Source organism: Pseudomonas maumuensis, assembly GCF_019139675.1.
GTDB lineage: Bacteria > Pseudomonadota > Gammaproteobacteria > Pseudomonadales > Pseudomonadaceae > Aquipseudomonas > Aquipseudomonas maumuensis.
In genome coordinates this window covers 1,988,717-2,015,617 of the sequence record NZ_CP077077.1, presented here as the reverse complement: position 1 = coordinate 2,015,617, position 26,901 = coordinate 1,988,717, and the positions used below count along the sequence as shown (strand labels likewise).

Sequence of the window (26,901 nt, the reverse complement as noted above, 5' to 3'; positions counted from 1 at the left end):
GGGTGCATTGTTGGACCATGGTGGCACAGTTGCGGGGGGAACAGGTCATGGGCAAACGCGTGGCATTGGTGCTGGGCTCCGGCGGCGCCCGGGGGTACGCGCACATCGGAGTGATCGAAGAGATCGAACGGCGCGGTTACGAGATTGCCTGCATTGCGGGCTGCTCCATGGGCGCAGTCATCGGCGGCATCTATGCTGCCGGCAAGCTCGACGAGTACCGCAGCTGGATCGAGAGCCTGGACTACCTGGACGTGCTGCGCCTGGTCGATGTCAGCTTTCGCCTCGGCGCCATCCGCGGCGACAAGGTGTTTGGCCAGATCCGCAAGATCGTCGGTGAAATCAATATCGAGCAGTTACGCATTCCCTACACTGCGGTCGCCACCGACCTGACCAACCAGCAGGAAATTTGGTTCCAGGAGGGCTGCCTGCACCAGGCCATGCGTGCGTCGGCGGCCATCCCCAGCCTGTTCACCCCGGTCGTGCAAGGCAACCGCATGCTGGTCGATGGCGGCATTCTCAATCCGCTGCCGATCGTACCGGTGGTGTCCAGCCACTGCGACCTGATCATCGCCGTCAACCTCAACGCTACCAACCAGAAACAGTACCAACTGCCGGTCATCGAGCGCCCGGCGGCGTTCAAGATGCGCTTCGATGCCTTGATCAGTTCGCTCGGCTCGCGCCTGCCGTTTCGCCGCAAGCCGGCCGAGCAACTGATCCGCCTGGAACAGGAAATCACTGCCGAGGGGCTGGCCAGCCCTAACCCCTGGCTCGGCGAAAGCGCCGCCCCCGAGAACCAGCAACCGGCTGCCGCACCGCAGAGCGAGGGGGCACCGAAATCGGCCACCGGCTCGTTCATCGTCGACAACGTCGGCCCGGCATCCTTACTGGATCTGATCAACCAGAGCTTCGAAGTGATGCAGACATCATTGGCGCAGTACAAGATCGCCGGGTATCCGCCGGATGTGCTGATCAACGTTCCCAAGCGGGTATGCCGCTTCTTCGAGTTCTACAAGGCGCCGGAGCTGATCGCCCTGGGGCGGGAGATTGCCCGGGACACGCTGGACAATCATGAGGGGGTCCGGCGCTCCTGAGGCCATCGCGATGGCGCCATCAAGCACAAAAACGAAACAGGCCGCATTAAGCGGCCTGTTTCGCGATCAGCGCACGACTCAGTAGCGGGTGATGTCGGCACTGCCTTCAAGCAACTTGCGATAGGCCGCGAAGTCCTGCGACCCAGCACGCGATGCGAGGTAGCGACGGATCTGCGCCTTCTCTTCATCGGTAGCGGCAGCACCTTCGTTGACGCCCTTCAGTTGCAGGACCACCAGGCTGCCATCGCCCAGGACCACGCTGCCGTAGACCGGCTTGCCCTTGGCTGCTGGCTTGCCGAGGCGGAACACCGCTTGCAGCTCAGCCGGATCGATGCCGTCCTGGCCACGGGTAGCCGCTTCATGGAGCTTCCAGCCCTGGCCTTCGGCCTTGACCGAGCCATCGCGCAGACCGGCGATCAGTTTGTCGGCCTTGGCCTTGAGCTCGGCAATCGCCTTCTCCTTGGCCAGGTGCTCGCTGATGTTCTTGGCCACGGCCTCCAACGGCAGCTGCTCGGGCTTGCGGTGCTCCTTGACGCGCACGACCACCACGGTTTCCGGGTCAAGTTCGATGGCGTTGCTGTTGGCGCCCTCTTCCAGCACCTGCTCGCTGAACGCGGCCTGGATCACCGCACGGTTGGCAGTGATGCCTTCACCACCCTCGCGACCGAAGGCGGCAGAGGTGTGTACCTTCAGGCCCAGGTCCTGGGCCGGCTGGGCCAGGTCGGAGGCTTCGAAGGCGGTGTCCTCGAGCTGCTTGGTGGCCTCGACGAAGCGCTGCTCCACCTGCTGGGTCTTCAGCTCATGGGTCAGCTTGTCCTTCAGGCTGGCGAAACTAGGTACGTCCGGCGCCTGCACGCCCAGCAGCTTGATCAGGTGGTAGCCGAACTCGGTACGCACCGGTGCGGAGACCTGGTCCTTGTTCAGCTTGTACAGGGCGTCCTCGAAGGCCGGATCGTACACGCCAGGGCCGGCGAAGCCGAGATCACCACCGGTGTTGGCCGAGCCCGGGTCCTGGGAGAATTCCTTGGCCAGTTTGGCGAAGTCCTCACCCTTGTCCAGGCGCTGCTGGATCTCTTCGATGCGGGCCTTGGCCTTGGCATCGTCGGTCTTGCCGTTGACCTCGATCAGGATGTGCGCGGCATGGCGTTGCTCGCCCAGATTGGCGATTTCCTTCTCGTACAGAGCCTTGAGCTCGCCGTCGTCGACCTTGACCTGGTCGAAGAAGGCCGACTTCTTCAGCTCCAGGTAATCGATGACCACTTGATCCGGGGTCATGAATTCCTTGGCGTGCTGGTCGTAGTGCGCCTTGATCTCGTCATCGCTCACCTTGACCGCAGCCGGGTCGGCCTTGAAGGTCTGGGAAGCGAAATCACGGGTCTGCTTCTCGAGGCGGGCGAAGGCCTCGACCTGCTTGTCGGTGACGAAGCTGCTCCCGGCAAGGCCGGTGCGCAGTTGGCCGATGAGCATTTCCTGGGCAAGCATCTCGCGGAACTGCATGCGACCGTAGCCCATCTGGCGGATGACCGAGTCGAAGCGCTCGGCGCTGAACTTGCCATCGACCTGGAATTCAGGCGTCTGCAGGATCAGCTGATCCAGCGCAGCCTCGGAAAAAGCGAACTTGGCGTCTTCGGCACCCTGCAACAGCAGTTTGCGATCGATCAGCCCCTTGAGCGCGGCTTCGCGCAGCATCTTCTCGTCCAGCAGCGCAGGGTCGAAGTCCTTGCCCAACTGTTGCATCAGCTGGCGGCGCTGCATGTCCACGGCCTGGCTCAGCTCGTTCTGGCTGATGGTCTGGCCGTTCACCTTGGCGGCGTCCTGGCTATGGCTGGCGGCCTGGAAAATGGCCTCGAAACCGGTCAACGCCATCAGTACGACGATGAGGCCGATGATGGTCTTGGCAATCCAACCTTGTGAATTGTCCCTGATATTCTGCAGCATGCGTCCCCCAGAAACGGCTGTACCACTGCGTCGACAACCGCGGAGCGTGGGTAGAATCCTGATAGAAGAAAGGCGCATCCAGTGGATGCGCCTTTTCGAAGCGAGCGTGCCAGCGGGAACGTTTGCGACCCGCCGTCACGCGGTCGGCCCTGGCGACGCCCGGGCCGGCTGAAAGACGACTTAGTTGACGGCGTCTTTCAGGCCCTTGCCAGCTTTGAAGCCAGGAACCTTGGCGGCAGCGATCTTGATCGCCTTGCCGGTTTGCGGGTTACGGCCGGTGCGCTCTGCGCGCTCCTTGACCGAGAAGGTACCGAAGCCAACCAGGACGACATCGTCACCGGCTTTCAGGGCGCCTTGAACGGATTCGATCACTGCGTCCAGCGCACGGCCGGCTACAGCTTTCGGGATGTCAGCGGATGCGGCGATAGCGTCAATCAGTTCCGACTTGTTCACTCTAAGTCCCCTTATTTCTCTATTGAGTTTGTTTCTAAGTATGTAATGAAAAGCTTATGAAACGAGCGCTGGGTGGCCTGTTGACACTGGCGTGCCGCTTTATAGCAAGGGGCCGAAAATGCTGTCAACCAAAGCCCCCCAGCGAAATACGTACTAGTGCGTGCTGATTCTTTCCTTAGCATCGCCGTCGCGCTTTTCATCTTTCGCGACAATCTCCGGAGCCACATCTGGCAAGGGCTCCGGGGCGTATTGCAGCGCAATTTGGAGGACTTCGTCAATCCATTTGACCGGTTTGATCTGAAGATCCTGTTTGATGTTTTCCGGAATCTCCTTCAAGTCGCGAACATTCTCTTCTGGAATGATCACCGTCTTGATCCCACCACGGTGTGCCGCCAGCAGTTTTTCCTTCAGCCCACCAATGGCCAGGACCTGGCCACGCAGGGTGATCTCACCGGTCATCGCCACGTCGGCGCGCACCGGGATCTGGGTCAGGGCCGACACCAGCGCGGTACACATGCCGATACCGGCGCTAGGGCCATCCTTGGGCGTGGCGCCTTCCGGCATATGGATGTGAACATCGCGCTTTTCGTGGAAATCTGCAGCGATCCCCAGGCTTTGAGCACGACTGCGCACCACAGTCTGCGCAGCGGTGATCGACTCGACCATGACATCGCCGAGCGAGCCGGTCTTGATCAACTGCCCCTTGCCAGGAATGACCACAGCCTCGATGGTCAGCAGTTCACCGCCCACCTGAGTCCAGGCCAGACCCGTGACCTGACCGATCTGGTCTTGCTGCTCAGCCAGGCCGTAGCGGAACTTGCGCACGCCCAGCAATTGCTCGAGCTGCTCGCCGGTCACCTTGACCTTCACCTGCTTGGCGCCGGTGTGCTCCTTGACCACCTTGCGGCAGACCTTGGCGATCTGGCGCTCCAGGCCACGCACACCGGCCTCGCGGGTGTAGTAGCGAATGATGTCGCGGATGGCCGACACATCGACCTCCAGCTCGTCCTTCTTCAAACCATTGGCCTTGACCTGCTTGGGCACCAGGTACTTGACCGCGATGTTGATCTTCTCGTCCTCGGTGTAGCCCGGCAGGCGGATGACTTCCATGCGGTCGAGCAGCGCCGGCGGGATGTTCATCGAGTTCGAGGTGCATAGGAACATCACGTCCGAGAGGTCGTAGTCGACCTCCAGGTAGTGGTCGTTGAAATTGTGGTTCTGCTCGGGGTCGAGCACCTCAAGCAGCGCCGAGGCCGGGTCACCGCGCATGTCGCTGCCCATCTTGTCGATCTCGTCGAGCAGGAATAGCGGGTTGCGTACACCCACCTTGGTCATTTTCTGAATCAGACGACCGGGCATCGAACCGATGTAGGTGCGACGATGGCCACGGATCTCAGCCTCGTCACGCACCCCACCCAGGGCCATGCGCACAAACTTGCGATTGGTGGCGGCGGCGATCGACTCGGCCAGCGAGGTCTTGCCCACACCGGGTGGACCTACCAGGCACAGCACCGGGCCACGGATTTTCTTCACCCGCTTCTGTACAGCGAGGTACTCGAGGATGCGCTCCTTGACCTCTTCCAGACCGTAGTGGTCCGCGTCGAGGATCTCCTCGGCCTTGGTCAGATCCAGGCGCACTTTGCTCTGGGCCTTCCACGGCACCTGCACCAGCCAGTCGAGATACGAACGCACCACGGTGGCCTCGGCCGACATCGGCGACATCTGCTTGAGCTTGTTCAGCTCGGCCTGGGCCTTGGCCAGGGCATCCTTGGGCAGGCCAGCGGCATCGATGCGCTTTTTCAGCTCCTCGACTTCGTTGTGCCCTTCGTCGCCATCGCCAAGCTCCTTCTGAATGGCCTTCATCTGCTCATTCAGGTAGTACTCGCGCTGACTGCGCTCCATCTGCTTCTTCACACGACCGCGAATGCGCTTCTCGACCTGCAGCAGGTCGATCTCGGCATCAAGCAGCGCCAGCACGTGTTCGACGCGCGCCTGCAAGTCGACGATTTCGAGGATTTCCTGCTTCTGCTCGATCTTCAATGCCATGTGCGCGGCCATGGTATCGACCAGGCGCCCAGGCTCTTCGATGCTGTTGAGCGAGGACAACACTTCGGCCGGGACTTTCTTGCCCAGTTGCACGTATTGCTCGAACTGCGACAGCAAGGTGCGCACGAAGACCTCGGACTCGCGCTCGGCGGTCTCGACTTCATCGATCAGGCTGACTTCGGCACGGATATGGCCATCGACTTCGTTGAAGCGCTCGACAGCGCCACGCTGCTCGCCCTCGACCAGCACCTTGACGGTGCCATCGGGCAGCTTGAGCAGTTGCAGAACGGTGGCGACGGTGCCCACGCGATACAGGGCGTCTTCACCCGGATCGTCGTCGGCAGGATTCTTCTGGGCCAGCAGGAGGATCTGCTTCTCGCCCGTCATCGCGGCCTCGAGGGCCTCGATGGACTTCTCACGCCCCACGAACAGTGGGATGACCATGTGCGGATAGACGACAACGTCGCGCAATGGCAAAAGAGGCAAGTCGAGGGTGGTCTTCATGATTTCGCCTCTACAGCGGCCATGTGGCCGGAAACCGTTGGAAATGGTGCTTGGGGCTAATGTGGGGGCAGCCCTGGGAAATTACAAGCGCCCAGGCCATGAAATGCAAAAAGGGGCCAAAAAGGCCCCTTCCTGTTGCTATCCCGTTCCCGATCAGGCGTCGGGAGCGGCCTTGGCTTGCGGCTCGCTGTTCTCGTAGATCAGCAGCGGCTGCGAAGAGCCTTCGATGACGCTTTCGTCGATCACCACCTTGCTGACATCCTTCTGCGAAGGAATCTCGTACATGGTGTCGAGCAGCACGCCCTCGAGGATCGAACGCAGGCCACGGGCGCCAGTCTTGCGCTCCAGGGCCTTGCGCGCAACGGCCTTGAGCGCATCGCTGCGGAACTCGAGGTCGACGCTTTCCATCTCGAACAGCTTGGCATATTGCTTGGTCAGCGCGTTCTTCGGCTCGGTGAGGATTTGCATCAGCGCAGCCTCGTCCAGCTCGTCCAACGTTGCCAGCACAGGCAGACGACCGACGAACTCAGGGATCAGACCGAACTTGACCAGATCGTCCGGCTCGACCTCACGCAGCGACTCACCGACCTTCTTGCCCTCTTCCTTGCTGCGCACTTCGGCGCTGAAACCGATGCCGCCCTTGGTGGAACGGTTCTGGATGACCTTTTCCAGGCCAGAGAACGCGCCACCGCAGATGAACAGGATGTTGCGGGTGTCGACCTGCAGGAACTCCTGTTGCGGGTGCTTGCGACCGCCTTGCGGCGGCACCGAGGCCACCGTGCCCTCGATCAGCTTCAACAGCGCCTGCTGCACGCCCTCGCCCGAGACGTCACGGGTGATGGACGGGTTGTCCGACTTGCGCGAGATCTTGTCGATCTCGTCGATGTAGACAATGCCCATCTGGGCCTTTTCCACGTCGTAGTCGCACTTTTGCAGCAGTTTCTGAATGATGTTCTCGACGTCCTCACCAACATAACCGGCTTCGGTCAGGGTGGTGGCATCGGCAATGGTGAACGGTACGTTCAACAGGCGCGCGAGTGTCTCGGCCAGCAGCGTCTTGCCCGAGCCAGTCGGCCCGATCAGCAGGATGTTGCTCTTGCCCAGTTCGACTTCGTCGCCCTTCTTATCACGCTGGTTCAGGCGCTTATAGTGGTTGTACACCGCTACCGCCAGTACCTTTTTCGCGCGTTCCTGACCAATGACGTACTGGTCCAGGATACCGCTGATTTCTTTCGGCGAGGGTAGCTTGTGCGCGTTGCTCTCGGCCTGGGCTTCCTGCACCTCCTCACGGATGATGTCGTTGCACAGGTCGACGCACTCGTCGCAGATAAATACCGAGGGGCCGGCAATCAACTTGCGCACTTCGTGCTGGCTTTTGCCGCAGAAGGAGCAATAGAGCAATTTGCCGTTGTCCTCGCCGTTACGGGTGTCAGTCATTCGATCGATCCAATCCGGTAGGCTTGAAACACAAGATGAAGGCAATCGCTGGCTTTTTCAAGTCCGCGGATGGGTACGATCTGCACCCACCCGCTCTGGCGTATTGCTTCAGGATGCCAGTTGCCGCTTGTCGTATACCGAGTCGATCAGGCCGTACTCGGCCGCGCGCGCAGCGCTCATGAAGTTGTCACGCTCGGTGTCACGCTTGATGGTTTCCAGCGGCTGACCGGTGTGATGGGCCAGCAGCTCGTTAAGGCGCGCCTTGATGTTGAGGATTTCCTGGGCATGGATCTCGATGTCGGTCGCCTGACCCTGGAAACCACCCAACGGCTGGTGAATCATCACCCGCGAGTTGGGCAGGCAGTGACGCTTGCCAGCAGCACCGGCCGCGAGCAGGAACGCACCCATGCTGCAGGCCTGGCCGATGCAGATGGTCGAGACGTCCGGCTTGATGAACTGCATGGTGTCATAGATCGACATGCCAGCCGTCACGGAACCGCCTGGGGAGTTGATGTAAAGATGGATATCCTTGTCCGGGTTTTCCGCCTCAAGGAACAGCAGTTGCGCCACTACCAGGTTGGCCATGTAGTCCTCTACAGGGCCGACCAGGAAGATCACGCGCTCCTTCAGGAGGCGCGAATAGATGTCGTAGGCACGTTCGCCACGGGCGGACTGCTCGATAACCATCGGGACCAGGCCGCCCGCGGCCTGGATGTCAGAGCTCTGCTGAATATAAGAATTGCGGGACATGTCCTGCACTCACTCCCAAATAGTCATGGCTTGAATACGCACAAGCCAGCGCGAAGGCTGGCTTGTGGGGGTTTCCTACGAGAGTAGCCTGTTACTCAGCGTCGGCAGCTGCCTGTGCTGGTTTCACGGCTTCTTCGTACGAGACCGATTTGTCGGTCACAGTCGCTTTCTGCAGGACAGTATCTACAACTTGTTCTTCCAGTACAACCGAACGCACTTCGTTCAGTTGCTGGTCGTTCTTGTAGTACCAGGCGATGACCTGCTCAGGCTCTTGGTAAGCCGAGGCCATCTCTTCGATGACTTCGCGAACCTTGGCTTCGTCCGGCTTCAGGTCGAACTGCTTGACCACTTCGGCAACGATCAGGCCCAGGACCACACGGCGCTTGGCTTGCTCCTCGAACAGCTCGGCCGGCAGCTGGTCTGGCTTGATGTTGCCGCCGAACTGCTGAACGGCCTGCACGCGCAGACGGTTGACTTCGTTTTCCAGCAGGGCCTTAGGAACCTCGACCGGATTGGCGGCCAGCAGACCGTCCATGACCTGGTTCTTGACCTTGGTCTTGATGGCCTGGCGCAGTTCACGCTCCATGTTCTTGCGAACTTCGGCGCGGAAGCCTTCCAGAGTCGACTCCTTGATGCCGAACTGAGCGAAGAAGGCTTCGTTCAGCTCTGGCAGCACAGGGGCCGAAACGCTGTTGACGGTAATGGTGAACTCGGCAGCTTTGCCCGCCAGATCCAGGTTCTGGTAGTCCTCTGGGAAGGTCACGTTGACCACGCGCTCTTCGCCAGCCTTGGCGCCAACCAGGCCTTCTTCGAAGCCCGGGATCATGCGGCCGGAACCCAGCACCAGCTGGGTGCCCTTGGCCGAGCCGCCGGCGAAGGCTTCGCCGTCGATCTTGCCGACGAAGTCAATGTTGACCTGGTCGTCGTTCTGCGCGGCGCGCTCTACGGTCTCGAAGCGGGTGTTCTGCTTGCGCAGGACTTCCAGCATGTTGTCCAGGTCGGCGTCAGCCACTTCGGCGCTCAGGCGCTCGACGGCGATCGAGTCGAAACCGGCAACGGTGAACTCAGGGAAGACTTCGAAGATGGCGACGAACTCGAGGTCCTTGCCTTTTTCGAACGACTTCGGCTCGACGGCAGGCGCGCCTGCCGGGTTCAGCTTCTGCTCGACGATGGCTTCGTAGAAGGAAGCCTGGACCAGGTCACCGAAGGCTTCCTGACGGGCGTCGGCCTCGAAACGCTGGCGGATCACGCTCATCGGCACCTTGCCTGGGCGGAAGCCGGCAACCTTGGCGCGCTTGGCAGTCTGCTGCAGACGCTTGTTGACTTCGTTCTCGACGCGCTCGGCCGGAACGGCGATGGTCATGCGGCGCTCGAGAGCGGAAGTGTTTTCAACAGAAACTTGCATGGATATTCCTCGTTGCACAGACGTTAGCCGGCGATACCCGACTCCAGAATCAAGGGCAAACATTCTAGTGACTCATGCACCAGAAGTCACCCCACCCGGATTGTCGACGAAGTACGCCGATCGATTTCCTTGAGAGGCCCGCACGACATGGCGTCGAGCCTATTTCAACAGTGACCGCGCGCCACCTCGGATGCCGCGCAGTTGTAAAACGTTGTCAAACAAACAACAGCCAGAACGAGCACCCTCTTACTGCGGATCGATCTCGTTGAACTGGCAGTATTCTTCCCACACCATGCCCAGCGCCTCGGCCACCTCGCGATGCGTTTCCAGGCGCATGGCCTGCAGTTGCTCCGGCGATTCGGCAATCAGTTGCAGCGCATACTCCCAAGGCTCAAGCCCCAGCTCCTGCGCAGCATCCTCGAAGGCCCACTCGATCTGCTGGGCCTGCTCACGAGCATCCAGCTCGCGGACCTCCTCGAGCAACTGCGGATTGGCCTCGGCAAATCGCTGCAGCGCCAGGGTCTGACGCGCCTCTTTTGCAATCATTTGCGCTACTCCTCTGGCAGCCTATTCGGCCAGGCATTCAACCGGCTGAAATCTAACAGCTTTTATCGCCTGACCACCAGTAGCCACAGGCACCGGATGGCAGAAACAAAAAAGGCGCCCGATCATTCGATCCGGGCGCCTTCTGAAAATATGGGGTGGACGATGGGAATCGAACCCACGACAACCGGAATCACAATCCGGCGCTCTACCAACTGAGCTACGCCCACCATAATGCAATGTTGCGGTACAGCCTTACAGAAACATGGTGCGGACGAAGAGACTCGAACTCTTACAGCTTGCGCCGCTGGAACCTAAATCCAGTGTGTCTACCAATTTCACCACGTCCGCATGAAACGCTTAGAACAAAGGCGCCGGATCGTTCAATCGAGGCGCCCCTGAAAAATCTGGGGTGGACGATGGGAATCGAACCCACGACAACCGGAATCACAATCCGGCGCTCTACCAACTGAGCTACGCCCACCAAAACGCACTACTGCTTACTTGCCCGAGCCTAATGGCGCACCCGGCAGGACTCGAACCTGCGACCATCCGCTTAGAAGGCGGATGCTCTATCCAGCTGAGCTACGGGCGCTTAAGCTTCCAGTCGAACCGAACAAACCAACCGCTTATTCTGCCCAACTTTGCCAACCCGTGCCAGGCAGTGCCCGACAAGTGCGGCGAATCTTATAGGCGACCCCTCCACCCGTCAACACCTTTCGCAAAAAAATTTAAATTATTGAAGGGGTTAGGGGATTTGCCCGACCACCCGCCTTTGCCCTTGGGCCATGTCGTGCGAGAATGCGCCCTTCTTATATATGTTCCCTTCTCGATGGTTAATCACGCGTCTATGACTGCACACCTTATCGATGGCAAGGCGATCGCCGCCAACCTGCGCCAGCAGATCGCCCAACGTGTCGCCGAGCGCCGCCAGCAGGGCCTGCGCACCCCGGGCCTGGCGGTGATCCTGGTCGGCACCGACCCGGCCTCCCAAGTCTATGTCTCGCACAAGCGCAAGGACTGCGAAGAGGTCGGCTTCATTTCCCAGGCGTTCGACCTGCCCAGCGAGACCACGCAGCAAGCCCTGACCGACCTGATCGACCGGCTCAACGACGACCCGGCGGTCGACGGCATTCTCCTGCAACTGCCGCTGCCGGAGCACCTGGACGCCTCGCTGCTGCTCGAGCGCATTCGCCCGGACAAAGACGTGGACGGTTTCCACCCCTACAACATCGGCCGCCTGGCCCAGCGCATCCCGCTGCTGCGCCCATGCACGCCGAAAGGCATCATGACCCTGCTGCACAGCACCGGCCAGGACCTGTACGGCATGAACGCCGTGATTGTCGGGGCTTCCAACATCGTGGGCCGGCCAATGGCCATGGAACTGCTGCTGGCCGGTTGCACCGTGACCGTCTGCCACCGCTTCACCAAGGACCTGGCCGGCCATGTCGGCCGCGCCGACCTGGTGGTGGTCGCCGCCGGCAAGCCGGGCCTGGTCAAGGGTGAGTGGGTCAAGGAAGGCGCCATCGTCATCGACGTCGGCATCAACCGCCAGGAAGACGGCAAGCTGGTCGGCGACGTGGTCTACGAGACCGCCCTGCCCCGCGCCGGCTGGATCACCCCGGTGCCGGGCGGCGTGGGCCCGATGACCCGGGCGTGCCTGCTGGAGAACACCCTGTATGCGGCAGAAGAGCTGCATAAGTAAGCGGTTGCGGCAGTAAATGAAACGGCGCCCTTCGAGGCGCCGTTTTCGTTTGCACGCCCTACTGGACGGCGACGGCAGATTCCGCTGCCTGCGCGTCCATTTCAGCTGGACCGGCTGCCGCACGCGCGTGCTTCAGCCGGGATTACTTCACGATCCCTTCGAAAATGGTCACACAGCCCACCCGTGGATGCGTGCCCAATGCAAACAACAAATACCGTCCTCATGATTCGCCCGGCGCGGTTCGCCTTCAACCCCGACACCGCCGCCAACAACCGCTTCCAGCAGGCGCCGCTGGACCCTGAGACCGCCAGCGCAAAGGCCCTGGAAGAATTCGACGGCTACGTCGATACCTTGCGCCAGCACGGCGTCGACGTGCTGGTGGTGCAGGACACCCCAGAGCCCCATACCCCAGACTCGATCTTCCCCAACAACTGCTGGAGCAGCCACGCCGACGGCAGCCTGGTGCTCTACCCGATGGAAGGCGAGAACCGTCGCCTGGAACGGAGCAAGGGTGTGCTGGGCGTGCTGCAGGAACGCTTTGCCATCCAGCGCACCATCGACCTGAGCCCGCTGGAGCAGCAGAACCTGTTCCTAGAGGGCACCGGCAGTATGGTCCTGGACCGCGAGCACCGCATCAGCTACGCCTGCCACTCAGGGCGTACCCACGAACGCGCCCTGCGCCAGTTCGCCGAGCAGCTGGACTACCGGCTGTGCCTGTTCCACGCCGTGGATCGCCAGCAGGCACCGATCTACCACAGCAACGTGATGATGAACGTCGGTCGCCAGCTCGCCGTGGCCTGCCTCGATGCCTTGCCCCGGCAGGACGAACGCCATGCCCTGGAGCATTCACTGCGCGACACCGGCAAACAGGTGCTGGCACTGAACTTCGACCAACTGGAAAACTTCGCCGGCAACATGCTCGAAGTCCACGACCGCGACGGCCACTCCCTGTTGGTGATGTCGCGTAGCGCCTGGCGCTCGCTCGATACGCAGCAACGTCGCCAGGTCGAACGCCACAGCCATCCACTGGTGGTGAACATCGACCATATCGAACGTATAGGCGGCGGTAGCGCCCGCTGCATGCTCGCCGAAATCCACCTGCCCTCGCGCCACTGACCCGTCAAGGAGAACCATCATGACCCGCTACATCGACGTAAATGACCTCACCCGCCTGGTCAACCGCAAGGGCCTGCCCACCTGCCTGGCCGAGATGGCCGAGTACATTCGCCAGGACTACCTGCGCTGGCACGACTTCGAGAAATGCGCGCGCCTGGCCAACCACTCGCCGGACGGTGTGATCGAGCTGATGCCGGTGTCCGACGCCAACCTGTACGCCTTCAAGTACGTCAACGGCCACCCGAAGAACACCCACAACGGCCTGCTCACCGTGATGGCCTTCGGCGCCCTGGGCGATGTCGATACCGGCGCGCCGGTGCTGCTCAGCGAGATGACCCTGACCACCGCCATCCGGACCGCCGCCACCTCGGCCCTGGCCGCCCGCCACCTGGCGCGCCCGGACAGCAAGCGCATGGCGCTGATCGGCAACGGCTCGCAAAGCGAGTTCCAGGCCATCGCCTTCCATACCCTGCTGGGCATCGACGAGATCCGCCTGTTCGACATCGACCGTAACGCATCCGAAAAGCTGGCAGCCAACCTGGCCGACTACCCGCAACTGAAGCTGACCATCGCTGGCAGCGTGGCCGAGGCGGTGCGCGGCGCCGACATCGTCACCACGGTCACCGCCGACAAGGCCTACGCCACCATCCTCACCCCGGAGCTGATCGAGCCAGGCATGCACCTCAATGCCGTGGGCGGCGACTGCCCGGGCAAGACCGAGCTGCACCGCGACATCGTCGAGCGCGCCCGGGTGATCGTCGAGTACGAACCGCAAAGCCGGATCGAAGGCGAGATCCAGCAGATGCCCGCCGACTCGCCGACCACCGAGTTCTGGCAAGTGGTCGAGGGCAGCGCCGCAGGCCGCGAGAACGCCGGGCAGGTCACCTTGTTCGACTCGGTCGGCTTCGCCCTGGAGGACTACTCGGCGCTGCGTTATGTGCTGGACATGGCCCGGGCTCTGGACATCGGGCATGACATTGCACTGGTTCCTGAGCTCGAGAACCCGAAGGATCTGTTTGCCTTGCTGCAGCCAAAAGAGCGTGAGCACAAGGCCAGTGCTGCCTGACCTTACATGCAGGGCCGCTTGGCGGCCCCAATGACCGAAACGGCTGTCGCACATCCATAAATCTTTGTCGGAACAGCCGTTTCGGCTGCAAATAGCCCGCTAACAGCCGAATCCGGCCTCCCATGCGCAGGCAAACGACACAAAAAACCTGTCTATCTCGCGCATTCTGAGCGCGACCCATGAGTCACTGACGGACCTACACGCTTCAACCGCCCTACTACCAATAACAACACCCAGGGACCCAAGACCATGTTCTCCATGCGAAAACGCCTCGGCGTGCTGCTGTTCTCTCTGTGCGCCACCACCATTGCCCAGGCCAAGGAGTGGACCGAGATCCGCTTCGGTGTCTTTCCCGAATATCCACCTTTCGAATCCGTCGCCGCCGACGGTAGCCTGCAAGGCTTCGACATCGATCTGGGCAACGCCATCTGCGCCAAGCTGCAGGTCAAATGCACCTGGGTACACAACGAGTTCGACGGCATGATCCCGGCCCTGCGCGCCCGCAAGTTCGACGCCATCATGTCGTCCATGGCCGTCACCCCGGCACGCCTGAAGCAGATCGACTTCACCAGCCGCCTGTTCCTCAGCCCCACCTCGGTGATCGTGCGCAAGTCGGCCGACTTCGGCGACACCACCGAATCGCTCAAGGGCAAGCAGGTCGGCGTGCTCCAGGGTTCGCTGCAGGAAGCCTACGCCCGCGCCGTGCTGGCGCCGCAGGGCGCGCAGGTCAAGGCCTATCAGAGCCAGGACCAGAACTATGCCGACCTGATCAATGGCCGCCTCGACGCTACCGTCACCGACAAGCTCGAAGCCCAGCTCAACTTCCTCTCCAAACCCGAAGGCGCCGACTTCAAGAGCGGTCCGGCGATCAAGGATCCGACCTTGCCGTTGGACATCGCCATGGGCCTGCGCAAGACCGACCCCGAGCTCAAGGCCCTGCTCGACAAGGGTATCGCCATGATCCATGCCGACGGCACCTACGCCGAGATCCAGAAAAAGTACGTTGGCGACCTGGACATCTACAACGAGTGACCCTGCAGGCTGCCCGCCTCCCTGGAGGGAGCGGGCATGCCGCGAGATTGCCTCCCCGCGAGATCCTTCCATGCATGACTTTCTCACAAGCGGCCTGCAAGGCTTCGGCCCGCTGCTGGCCCAGGGCACCTGGATGACCGTCAAGCTGGCCCTGCTGTCGCTGGCACTTAGCCTCGCGCTCGGCCTGATCGGTGCCAGTGCCAAACTGTCGCGATCCAGGCTGCTGCGCTTTCCGGCCACCCTTTACACCACGCTGATCCGCAGCGTTCCGGATCTGGTGTTGATCCTGCTGATCTTCTACAGCATGCAGATCTGGCTCAACGACCTGACCGAGCTGCTGGGCTGGGACTACGTCGAAATCGACCCCTTCAGCGCCGGAGTAGTCACCCTGGGCTTCATCTACGGCGCCTACTTCACCGAGAACTTCCGCGGCGCCATCCTCAGCGTGCCCAGCGGGCAGTTGGAGGCCGCCACCGCCTATGGCCTGAGCCGGGCGCAGCGGTTTCGGCTGGTGCTGTTCCCGCAGCTGATGCGCTTCGCCCTGCCGGGCCTGGGCAACAACTGGCTGGTGTTGCTCAAGTCCACCGCGCTGGTGTCGATCATCGGCCTGGCCGACCTGGTCAAGGCCGCGCAGAACGCCGGCAAGACCACCAATGACATGCTGTTCTTCCTGTGCCTGGCGGGCTTGGTCTACCTGGTCATCACCACCTTGTCCAACCGCCTGCTCAAGCATCTCGAGCGGCGCTACAACACCGGTATCAAGGAGCTGGCACGATGATCGAACTCCTTCAGGAATACGGCCTGGCCTATCTCTACAACGATGGCACCGGCCTCTCTGGCTTGGCCATGACCCTCTGGCTGTTCCTCGCCAGCATGGTGCTGGGCTTCGCCTTGTCGCTGCCCCTGGCCCTGGCGCGTACCTCGCGTCATGCCTGGCTGCGCCTGCCGGTGCAGCTGTACACCTTCGTGTTCCGCGGCACGCCGCTCTATATCCAGCTGCTGATCTGCTACACCGGGCTCTACAGCCTGCAGGTGGTGCGCGACCACGCCCTGCTCGACCAGTTTTTCCGCAACGCGCTCAACTGTACCCTGCTGGCGTTCGTGCTCAACACCTGCGCCTACACCGTGGAGATCTTCGCCGGGGCCATCCGCAACCTGCCCGCCGGCGAGCTGGAGGCGGCCCAGGCCTATGGCCTGCGCGGCTGGAAGCTCAACCTGTTCCTGGTGCTGCCCGCCGCCCTGCGCCGCTCACTGCCGGCCTACAGCAATGAGCTGATCCTGATGCTGCACGCCACCTCGCTGGCGTTCACCGCCACCGTCGCCGACATCCTCAAGGTCGCCCGCGACGCCAACGCCGCGACCTTCCTGACCTTCCAGGCCTTCGGCGTGGCCGCCCTGCTGTACATGCTGCTGTCCTTCGCCCTGGTCGGCCTGTTCCGCATGGCCGAACGGCGCTGGATGCGCTTCCTTGACCCTGCCCGAGGCTGAAAACATGACTGCTACCGCACTGCCACTTTCCACCTTCGCCCAGGCCCCGAGTACACACGCCCATGCAGGAGCGATCAAACTCAGCGTCGAGGGCCTGCACAAGCACTATGGCGAGCACCAGGTGCTCAAGGGCGTCTCGCTGCAGGCGCGCAAGGGCGATGTGATCAGCCTGATCGGCGCCAGCGGCTCGGGCAAGAGCACCTTCCTGCGCTGCATCAACTTCCTCGAGCAGCCCAATGCCGGCAGCATCACCCTGGACGGCCAGACGCTGGAGATCCACCCCGGCACCCGCATCCCGCCACCACACCAACTGCAGAACCTGCGCACACGCCTGGCCATGGTGTTCCAGCACTTCAACCTGTGGAGCCACCTGACGGTGCTGGAAAACATCTGCCTGGCGCCGCGCAAGGTGCTGGGCATCAGCGCCGGCGAAGCCGAGGAGCGGGCGCGCAAGTACCTGGACAAGGTCGGCCTGCCGGCCCGCGCCGCCGAACAGTATCCGGCGTTTCTCTCCGGCGGCCAGCAGCAGCGCGTGGCCATCGCCCGGGCGCTGGCCATGGAGCCGGAAATCATCCTGTTCGACGAGCCCACTTCGGCGCTGGACCCGGAATTGGTCGGCGAAGTGCTCAAGGTGATACAGACGCTCGCCGAGGAAGGACGTACCATGCTCATGGTCACCCACGAAATGGGGTTCGCCCGCCAGGTGTCGAGCCAGGTGCTGTTCCTGCACCAGGGCTTGGTCGAGGAAAGCGGCAGCGCCGAGATCCTCGATCGGCCACAGAGCGAGCGCCTGCGGCAGTTCCTCTCCAACCGCCTCAAGTGAAGTCAAGCCGTATATGGATACCAAGGCCATCAGCTCCACCTCGGCAGCGCTGGATCGCATCGACGAAGCGATCATCGACGTGCTGCGCCACCACGGAAGGATCACCTACGAGAAACTCTCCACTCTCGTGCATCTAACCCCCAGGCCCTGCCTGGAACGGGTGCGCAAGCTGGAGCGGCGCGGGGTGATCCGCGGTTACGGGGCGATCATCGACCTGCAGCAAGTCTCCCCGGGGTTATCGCTACTGGTGCTGGTGGCCCTCTCCAACCAGAGCGGGCGCTCGGCGCAGCGGGCCTTCGAGGCCACCGTGCGTGCCTGCCCGCAGGTCTACGAGTGCCAGCTGATCAGCGGGCATTTCGACTACAGCCTGCGCATGCGCTGCCGCGACATGGAGCATTACCGCGTGCTGACCGAGACCTGGATGAACAACGACGAGCTGCATATCGACAAGCTGGTGGCGCATCCCGAACTCGCCGCGGTGAAGAGCACCGCGCCACAACCCTGACCGCCACGCCTGCCATCGGGTGGTAGCCATGTAACCCGCCCGGGCAAGCCCCACCTCCTAGTCTCGCTGCTTTTCAACAGGAAACAGCAGCGATGACCCAATTTCCGCCTTCCACTCACCTGTCGTTCATTCACAAGCGCATGCCGACCTGGCTCACGCGCGCAACACCCAGCCAACGGCAGGCGCTCAAACGCAAGATTCTCGCCAGCCACGCCGCTACTCGGCGCGTTGCCAAGGCATTGAAGCCGGTCCAGGACGTCGACACCTTTTGCCGCCCGCTGTTCGAACAGGCCCTGCGGCGCTGGTTCCCGGACGCTCACCTGCCCAACATCGACCAAGGCCGGATCTGGCACGAACGGCGCGTTCAGTCCTGGTTCGAAGCCGCGCTGCAGAATTTCGACCGCAATGCCACGCCACGGCTTTACGACTCGGTCCTGGCGCCCAAGCCCTCCGAACTCGACGTCCACACCTTCGTGAGCGGCGTACGCAACCTGGACCTGGGCCAACGCTACCGCGATCACCTGGACGACCACCTCGATACCGATGCCTTCCGCCAATTGCTGCGGCAAAAGGACCACGCTGCCTTCGACGCCACACTGAGCCTGGCCAGGCTCGGCGGGCACGTAGATGAGCGAGGCGCAGCCGTGGCACTGACAGTGCTCTCTGGGCTGAACGATTCGGCCAGGGCGCAACTGCACTGCAGCTTCCTGACCCTGTTCGATACCGCGCTCAACGGCCCGCTGCTGATCCACCTCGATCCTGCGCGCAAGTCCGCCGACTGCCTGCTGTATCTGCCAGGCCACAAGCAGCGCCCGCTGCGCCAGTACGCCTCGCAACAGGCCGCGGCCACGGCGTTGACCCAAATGCTGTGGCAAGCGCAGGAGCGCACGTTCTTCCTGCGCCGCTATGTCGGCCTGGCCGAGCAACCAGCCTTTGCCAACCGGCTGCGTGCCACGCTGTATCCGCGCTATCCCTATGCGCACCTGCAATCCACGCCAGTGCTGCAGCGAGGTGAGCGCTTCAGCTGGATCAAGCGCCTGTTCCCGGCACCGTCCGACCTCTGGCAAGAAACGCTGGACCAAAACGCACGCCTGTCATTCACGCTCACCGCCTGGAGGCAAGACGCATTCGTCGAGCGCGCCCGCACCGAGGTGGAACTACGCCTGCTGGACGCGGCGAAGCTGGCGGTCCCCGTCGCCCAGCGCGATGCGGCCGCACAACTGGCCCGGATCGAGGCGTGGTTGGGTGTCGGCCTGAGCGTCCTCAACGTCGCGGGCTTCTTCGTACCCGGCCTGGGCGAGGCGCTGCTGGTGATCGGTGGCGCGCAACTGGTGGATACCTTCCTCGAAGGCGTGCATGCGGCCAACGAAGGCGATGCACAGGCCGCCATCAGTCACCTGTTCGAGGTGTTCGAGAACCTCGCAATGTTCGCCGCAATGGGCGCCGCCACCCGCTTTCACGAGCCTCCCGGGATCCTGCATGGCTGGCATAAGGTAGGCGCCAAGGGCGAGGAGCGCCTGTGGCATGGCGAACTGGCCCCCTTTGCCCGTCCCCGGCCATGGCCGCAGGGCCGCCTCGCGGGCCAGGACGGCCTGCAGCAATGGCAAGGGCGCCCGTGGCTTGAGCGTGACGATCTGGCATTGCCACTGGAGCGCCCCCAGGAGGGCGGCCTGCGGCTGGCACCCGCCAAGGGTCATCGCCATCAACCCAGGCTCCACGGTAACGGACAAGGCACCTGGCTGCTCGAACACGACAATCCACTGACCTGGGATCAAGCGGCCCTACTGAAACGGCTGGGCCCGACGAGCAACGACCTGGACCCGGCCAGCCTGGCACAGGCACTGCGCTGCAGCGGCTACGATGCCGCCGCCCTGCGCAAGGCCCTGCTCGACCATGAGCCACTTCCCGCGTTGCTGGTGGATATGTTCGAAACCTTCGGTGCAAGTCCCATGACAGTCGACGAACCCTCCCTGGCCAGCATCCTGGCACGAGACTTCCCAGGCCTGAGCCCCAGAGCCCGGGCGGAAATCTTCGCCAATGCGCGCGCGCGCGACATCATCCAGCTGCAGCGCACCGGCCGTCTGCCCTTGCCCATGGCCGAAACCGCACGCCTCTACCTGCGCGAGAAGCGGATCAACAAGGCCCTGGCACGTTTCAAACACAGCGGCGGCAATGCCGATGACCGCGATTTGCTGGCCTTTTCCTCACTGCGCCGCCTGCCTGGCTGGACAGGACGCGTCGCCGTCGAACTGCGCGCCGGCAGCCTGGCCGGCGGCCGTGTCACCGCCACCGAGACGGCGCCCGTCAACACCAAGGTTATCGTGCGCTCGGGCGGCCGTTATCGGGCCTACGACGAGCACGGCCTCGAACTGAGCGCTGGCGATGACCTGTACGATGCCCTGCTGCACGCGCTGCCCGACAGTGAGCGCAACGCCCTGGGCATGTCGATTCAGCAACCGGCGGAGCTACGCGACAAGCTATTCGAGATGGCCGCTGGCGACCGTCGGCAGAGTGCCCTGGATCTGGGGCTGGCGCCGATACGGCCGATGTATCGCCTGCCCTCGCGACTGCCCGGGGAGCGTCGCATCGGCTACCGCCTCAGTGGGCGAGGCCAGGGCCCATTGAGCGATGACGCCCTGTTCGATCAGTTGTACCCGGCGAACGCGGCAGGCGACCGCGATATGCTGCGCGTGCGGTTGCGCTACCAGGCCGGCGCTATGCCCGGCAGGTTCAGGCGCTTGCTCGAACGCCTGCAAGAGGAGTACCGCCAGCTCGACACCTCGCTCCAGCGCTGGGTCGATGACGTTGAAGGTACGGCGCTGGATGCCCCGCAACAGCAACGTGCCAGCCGACGGGCTCTGGCCAGGCGGATACGCGCCGCCTGGCGACGGGAAAGCCACGACACCGATGGCACCATCGACCATGTCAGCCTCGTGCTGGAGGCCCAACAGGCGGGGTCCTTGCCTACGCTTGCGGTGGTCCTGCCGCATGTTCGCCACCTGACCATCAATGGATTGGTCGACCCGCAGGCCGTCCAGCTGGACCGCTTTCTCAGGGCATTCCCTGGCACACGCGGCCTGGACCTTGCGCAGAATGCCCTCAACAGGCTGCCGAACGCGCTAGGCGAGTTGAGTGAACTGCAGACATTGGATCTTGCGGAAAACCATTTCGACCTGGGCAATGACGAAAACCTGGCCATCTTCGACCGACTCCCCCATCTCCAACGCCTCAGCCTGACCGACGCCATTGAAGGGCTGCCGGTCGCGGCGCTGGAGCGGCTCGCGCAACGGCCCGCCTTGAACTGGCTCATGGCCGACCTCAACGACTTGACCCTCGGCGCCGAGCACTTTCAAGCCTTGCAACGCTGGCCGGCGCTGCGAACCCTGAGCCTGGGGCAGAACGAAATCACCCTCGACGAGGCCGCTCGAACGGCATTGGCGGGGCTCGATCGCCTGGAAATGCTCAATCTCGACGACAACCCACTGGGCCTGGCCCCCAATGTCAGCGGCTGGAACCACCTGCTGACGCTGGACCTACAAGACGCGCGGATCAGCCATTGGCCCGAAGGACTGCAAACGCTGATGAACCAGGCGACGCTGCGTGAGGTCGACCTCAGCGCCAACATGCTGACCGACGCGCCCGACCTGCACGACACGCTCTTTGCCCGCTCGGTACGCGGCAACTTGCCGGGATTCGATTACTCGTTCGACGACAACCCCTTCACCGATGAAGCCCGTCAGACCCTCGAACGGGCTGGCTTCCGGATCATCATGTCACCCGAAGGCTCGCTCGACTGGCCCGACGAGCTCCAAGGCTTGATGACCACGGCACAAGACTCGCAATGGGACAGCCTGCACGAGTTGATGGAGCGTTTGCCGCATACCGCGGATTACCAGCGCAGCCCCGCGGCCATGCAGCGACGCATGACCCACGTGCTGCGCACGCTGCTTGAGGGAGACAGTGCCGGCGCAGAGGCCTTCGGCCGAGCCATGCTGCGCCAGCAAGTCATCGACCTGCTGGAAGATGCCGCCCGCGAGTGCGTCGACCAGGCGAGCCTGCTGTTCCAGCAGATCGAGACCGATGTCCAGGTATGGCAAGGCGCCGCCCGCGCCGCGCCAGGTACATCCGATCAAGCCGTCGCCGTCGACACGGCCACCGCCCTGTATCGCCAATGCCTGCTGGATGCGCGCATCGGCGAGGTCTACCAGGCCCGCCGCGCCCGTCGCCGCGCCCTCGATGCCGATGATGAGACTCAACGCGAGGCCGCCCCGCCGTTGCACAGTGATGACGATATCAGCGATATCGCCCTGCATGAACCGGACTACTTGCTGGACGAACTGGAGATGGCCCTGTACGCACGCATACATTTGCGAGCGCAGCTAGGCCTGCCGACACAACCCAGCGAGATGCGCTTCAGCCAACTGGCACGCCTGAGCAACGCAACGCTGCAGCGTGTGTCCGCGGCCGTCGAAGCCAGCGCAACGGCAGACAACCTGGCCCGCTGGGTGGCGGACCAGGCCTTTTGGTCAGCCTGGCTACGCCGTCTGCTGCCAGAAGCCTTCGAAGGCCTGGCCCGGGAGTGGGAGGCGGCCTCGGAGTACTTCGATGCCTTGTCCGCCAGCATGGACAGCGAAGGCGACTATGTCGGGCCCGCCGTTCCCGCCGGCTTCATCGATACTCTGGAGCAGGATGTCCACGACATCCCGGGGCTGAGCTGGCGGCGCCAGGGGATAGTGCAACGCCAGGACCTGAGTGCGCCGCGCTTCAGCCAGCTTCAGCCCAGTGCATTGGAGCGGGTTGGCGGAGCACTGCTGCAGGCGCGCAAGAACGCCGAGATGGAGCTGGTGACGAAGCTGACCGCGCGCGTGATCGCTGAGCGGGCAGCGGCCCCGAGCACCTGAGCGGGAGCCTTGCAGGCACTGGCACCGGGGCTTCGCTCATAGCTGAAAACTGCCGATGCCGGGACTGCGCCATTCGAGGGGCTGCCGATACCCCGCCACCCACTCCGCCAGCGCCTCCACCGGCATCGGGCGTGCGATGCCGTATCCCTGCGCCAACTCGCACCCCAGTTCCATCAGCATTCGCCCGTGCTCGACACTCTCCACCCCCTCGGCCACCACCTCACGACCGAACGCGCGGGCCAGACCGATGACCGCACGGGTGAGCGCAAGGTCGTCATGGTCGTGGAGAATGTCGCGCACGAAGGACTTGTCGATCTTGATGGTCTGCGCCGGCAGGCGCTTGAGGTAGCTCAGCGAGGAGTAGCCAGTGCCGAAGTCATCCAGGGAGAACCGCACGCCCAGAGCCCGGCAGGCATCCAGGCAACGGCCAACTCGCGGCAGGTTGTCGATCGCCACCGACTCGACGATTTCCAGGTCCAGGCGCCGGGGCGACACCCCGGGATGGCGCGCCAGCAACCGCGCCAGGCGCTGGGCAAAGTCGCCGCGTTGCAGCTGGCGGGCGGCGATGTTGACGCTCAGTGACCAGTCGCGCCCGGACAACTGCCACTGTTGCAGCTGGGTCAGCGCCTGGTCGATGACCCATTCGCCCAGCTCGACGATCAGGTCGGTCTGCTCGACGAAGGGCAGGAACTCCCCCGGCGGCACCGGCCCCTTGGACGGATGCATCCAGCGCAACAAGGCCTCGAAACCGATCACCTGGCCGCTGCGCATGTTCACCTTCGGCTGATAATGCAGGCACAGCTCGTCCTGGCGCAGGGCCTGACGCACCCGCGCCACCGTCTGGTGGGTGGCCTTGAGCTCGAGCTCCTGGGATACGTCGAACAGATGGTAGCGGTTGCGTCCGCGCTGCTTGGCCACATACATGGCCTGGTCCGCGTGGCGCACCAGGGTGTCGGCATCCTCGTCGTCCTGCGGAAACAAGGTGACACCAATGCTCGCGCTCAGGCTCAACGGGTGCTCGCGCACCACATAGGGTGCGGCGAGCGCCTGAAGGATGCGCCGCAACGCGGCGTCGAGCTGCTGCGCGCCTTCGATATGGCGCAGGATCAGCACGAACTCGTCGCCCGACAGCCGCGCCACCGCATCGCCGCCACGCAGGATGTGCTGCAGGCGCTGGGCGACCTCCACCAGCAACAGGTCGCCGGTGGCATGGCCGTAACCATCGTTGACCGCCTTGAAGCCATCGAGGTCGAGCATGCACACCGCCAATGGAATGTTTTCTCGCCGGGAGAAAGCCAGGGCCTGGTTGAGCAGGTCGGACAGGTAGGCGCGATTCGGCAGGCCGGTCAGCACGTCGTGCCCCACCCGCCATTGCAAGGTGTGCAGCAACTGGCGTTTCTCGGTGACGTCGAAGCGGATCGACACGTACTTGCGTACCTGGCCGGTGTTAGGGTCGATCAGCGGCACCATGGTGCTGTCCACCCAGTACAGCGAGCCATCCTTGGCGCGATTGCAGATCTCGCCTTTCCACACCCGACCGGCGGCCAATGCGCGCCACATCTCGAGGAAAAAGGTCGGCTCGTGCAGCCCGGAATTGAGGATGCGGTGATTGGCGCCCAGCAGCTCCTCGCGGCTGTAACCGGAGATGCTGCAGAACTGCTGGTTGACGTAGGTGATGCAACCGCGCAGGTCGGTTTCGGAAAAGATCGCGGCCGCATCGACGGCCGCGCGGTAATTGTCGTCCATAAGCCTCGCAACCTAGCGGTTGAAGCGCTCCACCAGGGCGCGCAGTCCAGCGCACACCTGTTCGAGCTCCGCGCCGCGCTCGGCGGCGGCATTGGCGCTCCGGGCGCTCTGTTGGACCGTGCCCGCCACCCCGTTGATCTGCCGCGAGACATCTTCGGCGACGCTGGATTGTTCATGCGAGGCCGCGGCCATCTGCTGGCTCATGTCGCTGATGCGTTGCACCGCGTGGCGGATGCCTTGCAAGGCTTCCTGGGTCAGCGCGACCTGGGTCACGCCCTGCTGCGCGCCCTCGATCCCCTGGCTGGCGATGCTTACCGCCTGCTCGGCGCCACCGCGCAAGCTGTCGATGATCGACTGGATATGCAGGGTGGATTGCCGGGTCTTGTCGGCCAGGGCGCGCACTTCATCGGCGACCACCGCAAAACCGCGCCCCTGCTCGCCGGCCCGGGCTGCCTCGATGGCGGCGTTAAGCGCCAGCAAGTTGGTCTGCTCGGCGATGGCGCGGATCATCCCGGCCGCCTCGGCGATGGCACCGGTCTGACCGGCCAGGTCGTTGACCGCCTGGTTGATCTGCTCGACCGTGCCGGCCAGGCTTTGAATCGCCACCCCCGTGGCGTCGGCCACCTGGCTGCCCTGCCCGGCCAGCAAGTGCGCGGTCTGCGCCTGCTCGGCGGTCAATTGCACATGGCCGGCAACCTCGCCGATCGAGGCGGCCATCTGCGTCATGGCGGTCGCGGTCAGATCGGTCTCGGCACGCTGTTCGAGCAAGGCCGATTCAGTGCTGCGCGATAGCCGCCCGGCATCCTGGGCGGCGCCGGCCATCTGCCTGGCGAGATCGCTCAGACGCGTCAGCGCGGTCTTCAGCCGCGCCTCTTCGCTGACCAAGATCAGTTCCAGCTGTCCGGCGGCACCGGGCAGGTCGCTGTAGGTCAAGGCCGCGACCGGGTCGCTGAAGGTGTTGTCCGCCACCTGTACGATACGCCGCAAATGCCGCCCCATGCGGCTTTGCGCCCACAGGCCGACGCCGGCGAACAACGCCAGGGTCAAGCCTTGGCCGGGCAGGTCGGGAAGCAGCTGGTTGCCGGCGATGGCCACGGCCCCCGCCAGCAGCGGCAGCGCCATGGCCCGGCCGAGCAATGCCAGGCGCCGGGCCGGCGACAGTGCCGCCTTGCCTTCGCGCAGCCGGGCATACAAGGCTTCGGCACGGGCCACCTGTTCGCGCGTCGGGCGCACACGCACCGACTCGTAGCCGATCACCTGGCCGTTCTCGAGTATCGGCGTGACGTAGGCGTTGACCCAATAGAAGTTGCCGTTGCGGCAGCGGTTCTTGACGATGCCCATCCAGCTGCGGCCGGCCTTGAGGTACTGCCACATCCGTTCGAACACCGCCTCGGGCATGTCCGGATGGCGCACCAGATTGTGCGGGCTGCCAATCAGCTCGTCCTGGCTGAAGCCGCTGATGGCGGCGAACTCGGCGTTGCAATAGGTGATCAGGCTGGCCGTGTCGGTCGCTGAAATGAGCCGCTGATGTTCGGGAAAGCTTTGTTCGACCGGGTTGACCGGAAGGTTCTGACGCACGATGAGACTCCGTTCATACACGACCCGACACACGGCCTGACAGGAGGCCAGGGGCGCCGGAACCGTTCATCCTGGATCAGTTCCAATGTCCGACAACGCTTGCACACGGGCCGGCGGATGACCGGATCGCCCTGGACGACGACTTGAATGACTGATCAATCAAAGCGGCGAATTCTACGAATTCCATCACATTTTGCAAATAAAGGTGATGGATCGTGGCGTTGCTCTATGCCGACATATATCGTTAAGTGCTTGATTCTAAATGGGAATTAAGCGATGACAAGAACAGGTCTAGGTCCTGCCCTGCGCCGCTACCGCAAACTGGCAGGCTTCACTCAGGCGCAACTGGGCGAGCGAACCGGCTTCGACCCCAAGACCATCAGCCGCTTCGAAACCGGCACCTACACCCCCAGCATCGAATCGTTGGTGAGCTTTGCCGAGGCGCTTGGGGTCAAGCCTAAAGTGTTCTTCAGCGATCCCGACGACGAAGAAGAACAACGCGCCTATCTCTTCGGCGTCATCCACAACGCACCACCCAAGGACCTCGGCAAGCTGATCGCCGCCGTCGATCAGGTTCTGGCAAAGCCCTGAAATCCCCCGCGCACCACGCTAGAGCAGCCACTGTGGCAACGCACCATAACTGGTCATACCGGTAAGACCGAAATTGCTTGCAATGTCAGAAATTTCGGCGTTTTATGGCTGCGCAGTACACAAACCGGTAATACCACAATAATTAAGTCCTGCGCTCTTTCGCTCCGTGTGGCTTGGGGAGCA

General features: G+C 63.1%; 20 protein-coding genes, 4 tRNA genes and 1 pseudogene. 11 read left to right on the top strand and 14 right to left on the bottom strand.

Features of this window, described 5'->3' with window-relative positions; genetic code table 11:
• Positions 1 to 47: 47 nt before the first annotated feature.
• On the top strand, positions 48 to 1,091 hold the full coding sequence (locus KSS90_RS09225; RefSeq protein ID WP_217869101.1) for a patatin-like phospholipase family protein: 1,044 nt from the start codon (positions 48 to 50) through the stop codon (positions 1,089 to 1,091).
• A 78-nt stretch (positions 1,092 to 1,169) separates the two neighbouring features.
• Here the strand turns inward: KSS90_RS09225 and KSS90_RS09220 are convergent, their stop codons facing one another.
• The 11 genes from KSS90_RS09220 to KSS90_RS09170 all read right to left on the bottom strand — a co-directional run bounded on the left by KSS90_RS09220 (position 1,170) and on the right by KSS90_RS09170 (position 10,762).
• Positions 1,170 to 3,029 (bottom strand): SurA N-terminal domain-containing protein, encoded by a 1,860-nt coding sequence (locus tag KSS90_RS09220; protein WP_217869100.1) that lies wholly within the window; start codon positions 3,027 to 3,029, stop codon positions 1,170 to 1,172.
• 180 nt (positions 3,030 to 3,209) lie between these two features.
• Positions 3,210 to 3,482: an HU family DNA-binding protein gene (locus tag KSS90_RS09215; RefSeq protein ID WP_023629739.1), complete on the bottom strand. Its 273-nt coding sequence runs from the start codon at positions 3,480 to 3,482 to the stop codon at positions 3,210 to 3,212.
• Positions 3,483 to 3,635: 153 nt separating this feature from the next.
• Positions 3,636 to 6,032: an endopeptidase La gene (lon, locus tag KSS90_RS09210; protein ID WP_102683237.1), complete on the bottom strand. Its 2,397-nt coding sequence runs from the start codon at positions 6,030 to 6,032 to the stop codon at positions 3,636 to 3,638.
• 153 nt (positions 6,033 to 6,185) lie between these two features.
• Positions 6,186 to 7,469, bottom strand: a complete 1,284-nt coding sequence (gene clpX / locus KSS90_RS09205) for an ATP-dependent Clp protease ATP-binding subunit ClpX (protein WP_031314790.1) — start codon at positions 7,467 to 7,469, stop codon at positions 6,186 to 6,188.
• Between the two features lie 108 nt (positions 7,470 to 7,577).
• Entirely contained in the window at positions 7,578 to 8,219 is a 642-nt protein-coding gene (gene clpP, locus KSS90_RS09200) for an ATP-dependent Clp endopeptidase proteolytic subunit ClpP (RefSeq protein WP_023629742.1), read from the bottom strand.
• 91 nt (positions 8,220 to 8,310) lie between these two features.
• The gene (gene tig / locus KSS90_RS09195) at positions 8,311 to 9,624 is read right to left on the bottom strand and encodes a trigger factor (protein ID WP_217869099.1); all 1,314 of its coding nucleotides are present in this window, start codon (positions 9,622 to 9,624) and stop codon (positions 8,311 to 8,313) included.
• A gap of 246 nt (positions 9,625 to 9,870) precedes the next feature.
• Complete coding sequence (locus KSS90_RS09190) at positions 9,871 to 10,170, bottom strand: DUF6388 family protein (RefSeq protein WP_217869098.1); 300 nt, start codon at positions 10,168 to 10,170, stop codon at positions 9,871 to 9,873.
• Between the two features lie 151 nt (positions 10,171 to 10,321).
• Positions 10,322 to 10,397 (bottom strand) — tRNA-His (locus tag KSS90_RS09185).
• A 36-nt stretch (positions 10,398 to 10,433) separates the two neighbouring features.
• Positions 10,434 to 10,518, bottom strand: a tRNA-Leu gene (locus tag KSS90_RS09180).
• A gap of 57 nt (positions 10,519 to 10,575) precedes the next feature.
• A tRNA-His gene (locus KSS90_RS09175) sits at positions 10,576 to 10,651 on the bottom strand.
• A 34-nt stretch (positions 10,652 to 10,685) separates the two neighbouring features.
• Positions 10,686 to 10,762 (bottom strand) — tRNA-Arg (locus tag KSS90_RS09170).
• Between the two features lie 255 nt (positions 10,763 to 11,017).
• On the opposite strand from KSS90_RS09170, the gene folD reads away from it, so the two are divergent.
• The 9 genes from folD to KSS90_RS09125 all read left to right on the top strand — a co-directional run bounded on the left by folD (position 11,018) and on the right by KSS90_RS09125 (position 22,803).
• Positions 11,018 to 11,872, top strand: coding sequence for a bifunctional methylenetetrahydrofolate dehydrogenase/methenyltetrahydrofolate cyclohydrolase FolD (folD, locus tag KSS90_RS09165; protein WP_217869097.1), 855 nt, complete (start codon positions 11,018 to 11,020; stop codon positions 11,870 to 11,872).
• A gap of 198 nt (positions 11,873 to 12,070) precedes the next feature.
• Positions 12,071 to 12,988: a citrulline utilization hydrolase CtlX gene (gene ctlX, locus KSS90_RS09160; RefSeq protein WP_217869096.1), complete on the top strand. Its 918-nt coding sequence runs from the start codon at positions 12,071 to 12,073 to the stop codon at positions 12,986 to 12,988.
• A 19-nt stretch (positions 12,989 to 13,007) separates the two neighbouring features.
• Positions 13,008 to 14,054 (top strand): ornithine cyclodeaminase, encoded by a 1,047-nt coding sequence (gene ocd / locus KSS90_RS09155; protein WP_217869095.1) that lies wholly within the window; start codon positions 13,008 to 13,010, stop codon positions 14,052 to 14,054.
• 249 nt (positions 14,055 to 14,303) lie between these two features.
• A complete protein-coding gene (locus KSS90_RS09150; RefSeq protein WP_217869094.1) occupies positions 14,304 to 15,086 on the top strand; it encodes an ABC transporter substrate-binding protein in 783 nt (260 codons plus the stop codon).
• A gap of 70 nt (positions 15,087 to 15,156) precedes the next feature.
• Positions 15,157 to 15,864: an ABC transporter permease gene (locus KSS90_RS09145; protein ID WP_217869093.1), complete on the top strand. Its 708-nt coding sequence runs from the start codon at positions 15,157 to 15,159 to the stop codon at positions 15,862 to 15,864.
• Positions 15,861 to 16,574, top strand: a complete 714-nt coding sequence (locus KSS90_RS09140; RefSeq protein WP_217869092.1) for an ABC transporter permease — start codon at positions 15,861 to 15,863, stop codon at positions 16,572 to 16,574. The genes KSS90_RS09145 and KSS90_RS09140 overlap by 4 nt, the downstream gene beginning before the upstream one ends.
• A gap of 4 nt (positions 16,575 to 16,578) precedes the next feature.
• On the top strand, positions 16,579 to 17,397 hold the full coding sequence (locus KSS90_RS09135) for an ABC transporter ATP-binding protein (protein WP_225933144.1): 819 nt from the start codon (positions 16,579 to 16,581) through the stop codon (positions 17,395 to 17,397).
• A gap of 13 nt (positions 17,398 to 17,410) precedes the next feature.
• A complete protein-coding gene (locus KSS90_RS09130) occupies positions 17,411 to 17,902 on the top strand; it encodes an Lrp/AsnC family transcriptional regulator (RefSeq protein ID WP_217869091.1) in 492 nt (163 codons plus the stop codon).
• A gap of 92 nt (positions 17,903 to 17,994) precedes the next feature.
• Complete coding sequence (locus KSS90_RS09125) at positions 17,995 to 22,803, top strand: dermonecrotic toxin domain-containing protein (protein WP_217869090.1); 4,809 nt, start codon at positions 17,995 to 17,997, stop codon at positions 22,801 to 22,803.
• A gap of 36 nt (positions 22,804 to 22,839) precedes the next feature.
• Here KSS90_RS09125 and KSS90_RS09120 read toward each other — a convergent pair whose 3' ends face one another.
• The 3 genes and pseudogenes from KSS90_RS09120 to KSS90_RS25875 all read right to left on the bottom strand — a co-directional run.
• Positions 22,840 to 24,549, bottom strand: a complete 1,710-nt coding sequence (locus KSS90_RS09120; protein WP_217869089.1) for a putative bifunctional diguanylate cyclase/phosphodiesterase — start codon at positions 24,547 to 24,549, stop codon at positions 22,840 to 22,842.
• Positions 24,550 to 24,561: 12 nt separating this feature from the next.
• The gene (locus tag KSS90_RS09115; RefSeq protein ID WP_437180087.1) at positions 24,562 to 25,671 is read right to left on the bottom strand and encodes a methyl-accepting chemotaxis protein; all 1,110 of its coding nucleotides are present in this window, start codon (positions 25,669 to 25,671) and stop codon (positions 24,562 to 24,564) included.
• Positions 25,672 to 25,845: 174 nt separating this feature from the next.
• Positions 25,846 to 26,127 (bottom strand): annotated as a pseudogene (locus KSS90_RS25875) (PAS domain-containing protein); the annotation flags it as partial.
• A 276-nt stretch (positions 26,128 to 26,403) separates the two neighbouring features.
• On the opposite strand from KSS90_RS25875, the gene KSS90_RS09110 reads away from it, so the two are divergent.
• The gene (locus KSS90_RS09110; RefSeq protein ID WP_217869087.1) at positions 26,404 to 26,718 is read left to right on the top strand and encodes a helix-turn-helix domain-containing protein; all 315 of its coding nucleotides are present in this window, start codon (positions 26,404 to 26,406) and stop codon (positions 26,716 to 26,718) included.
• The last annotated feature ends 183 nt before the right edge of the window (positions 26,719 to 26,901 follow it).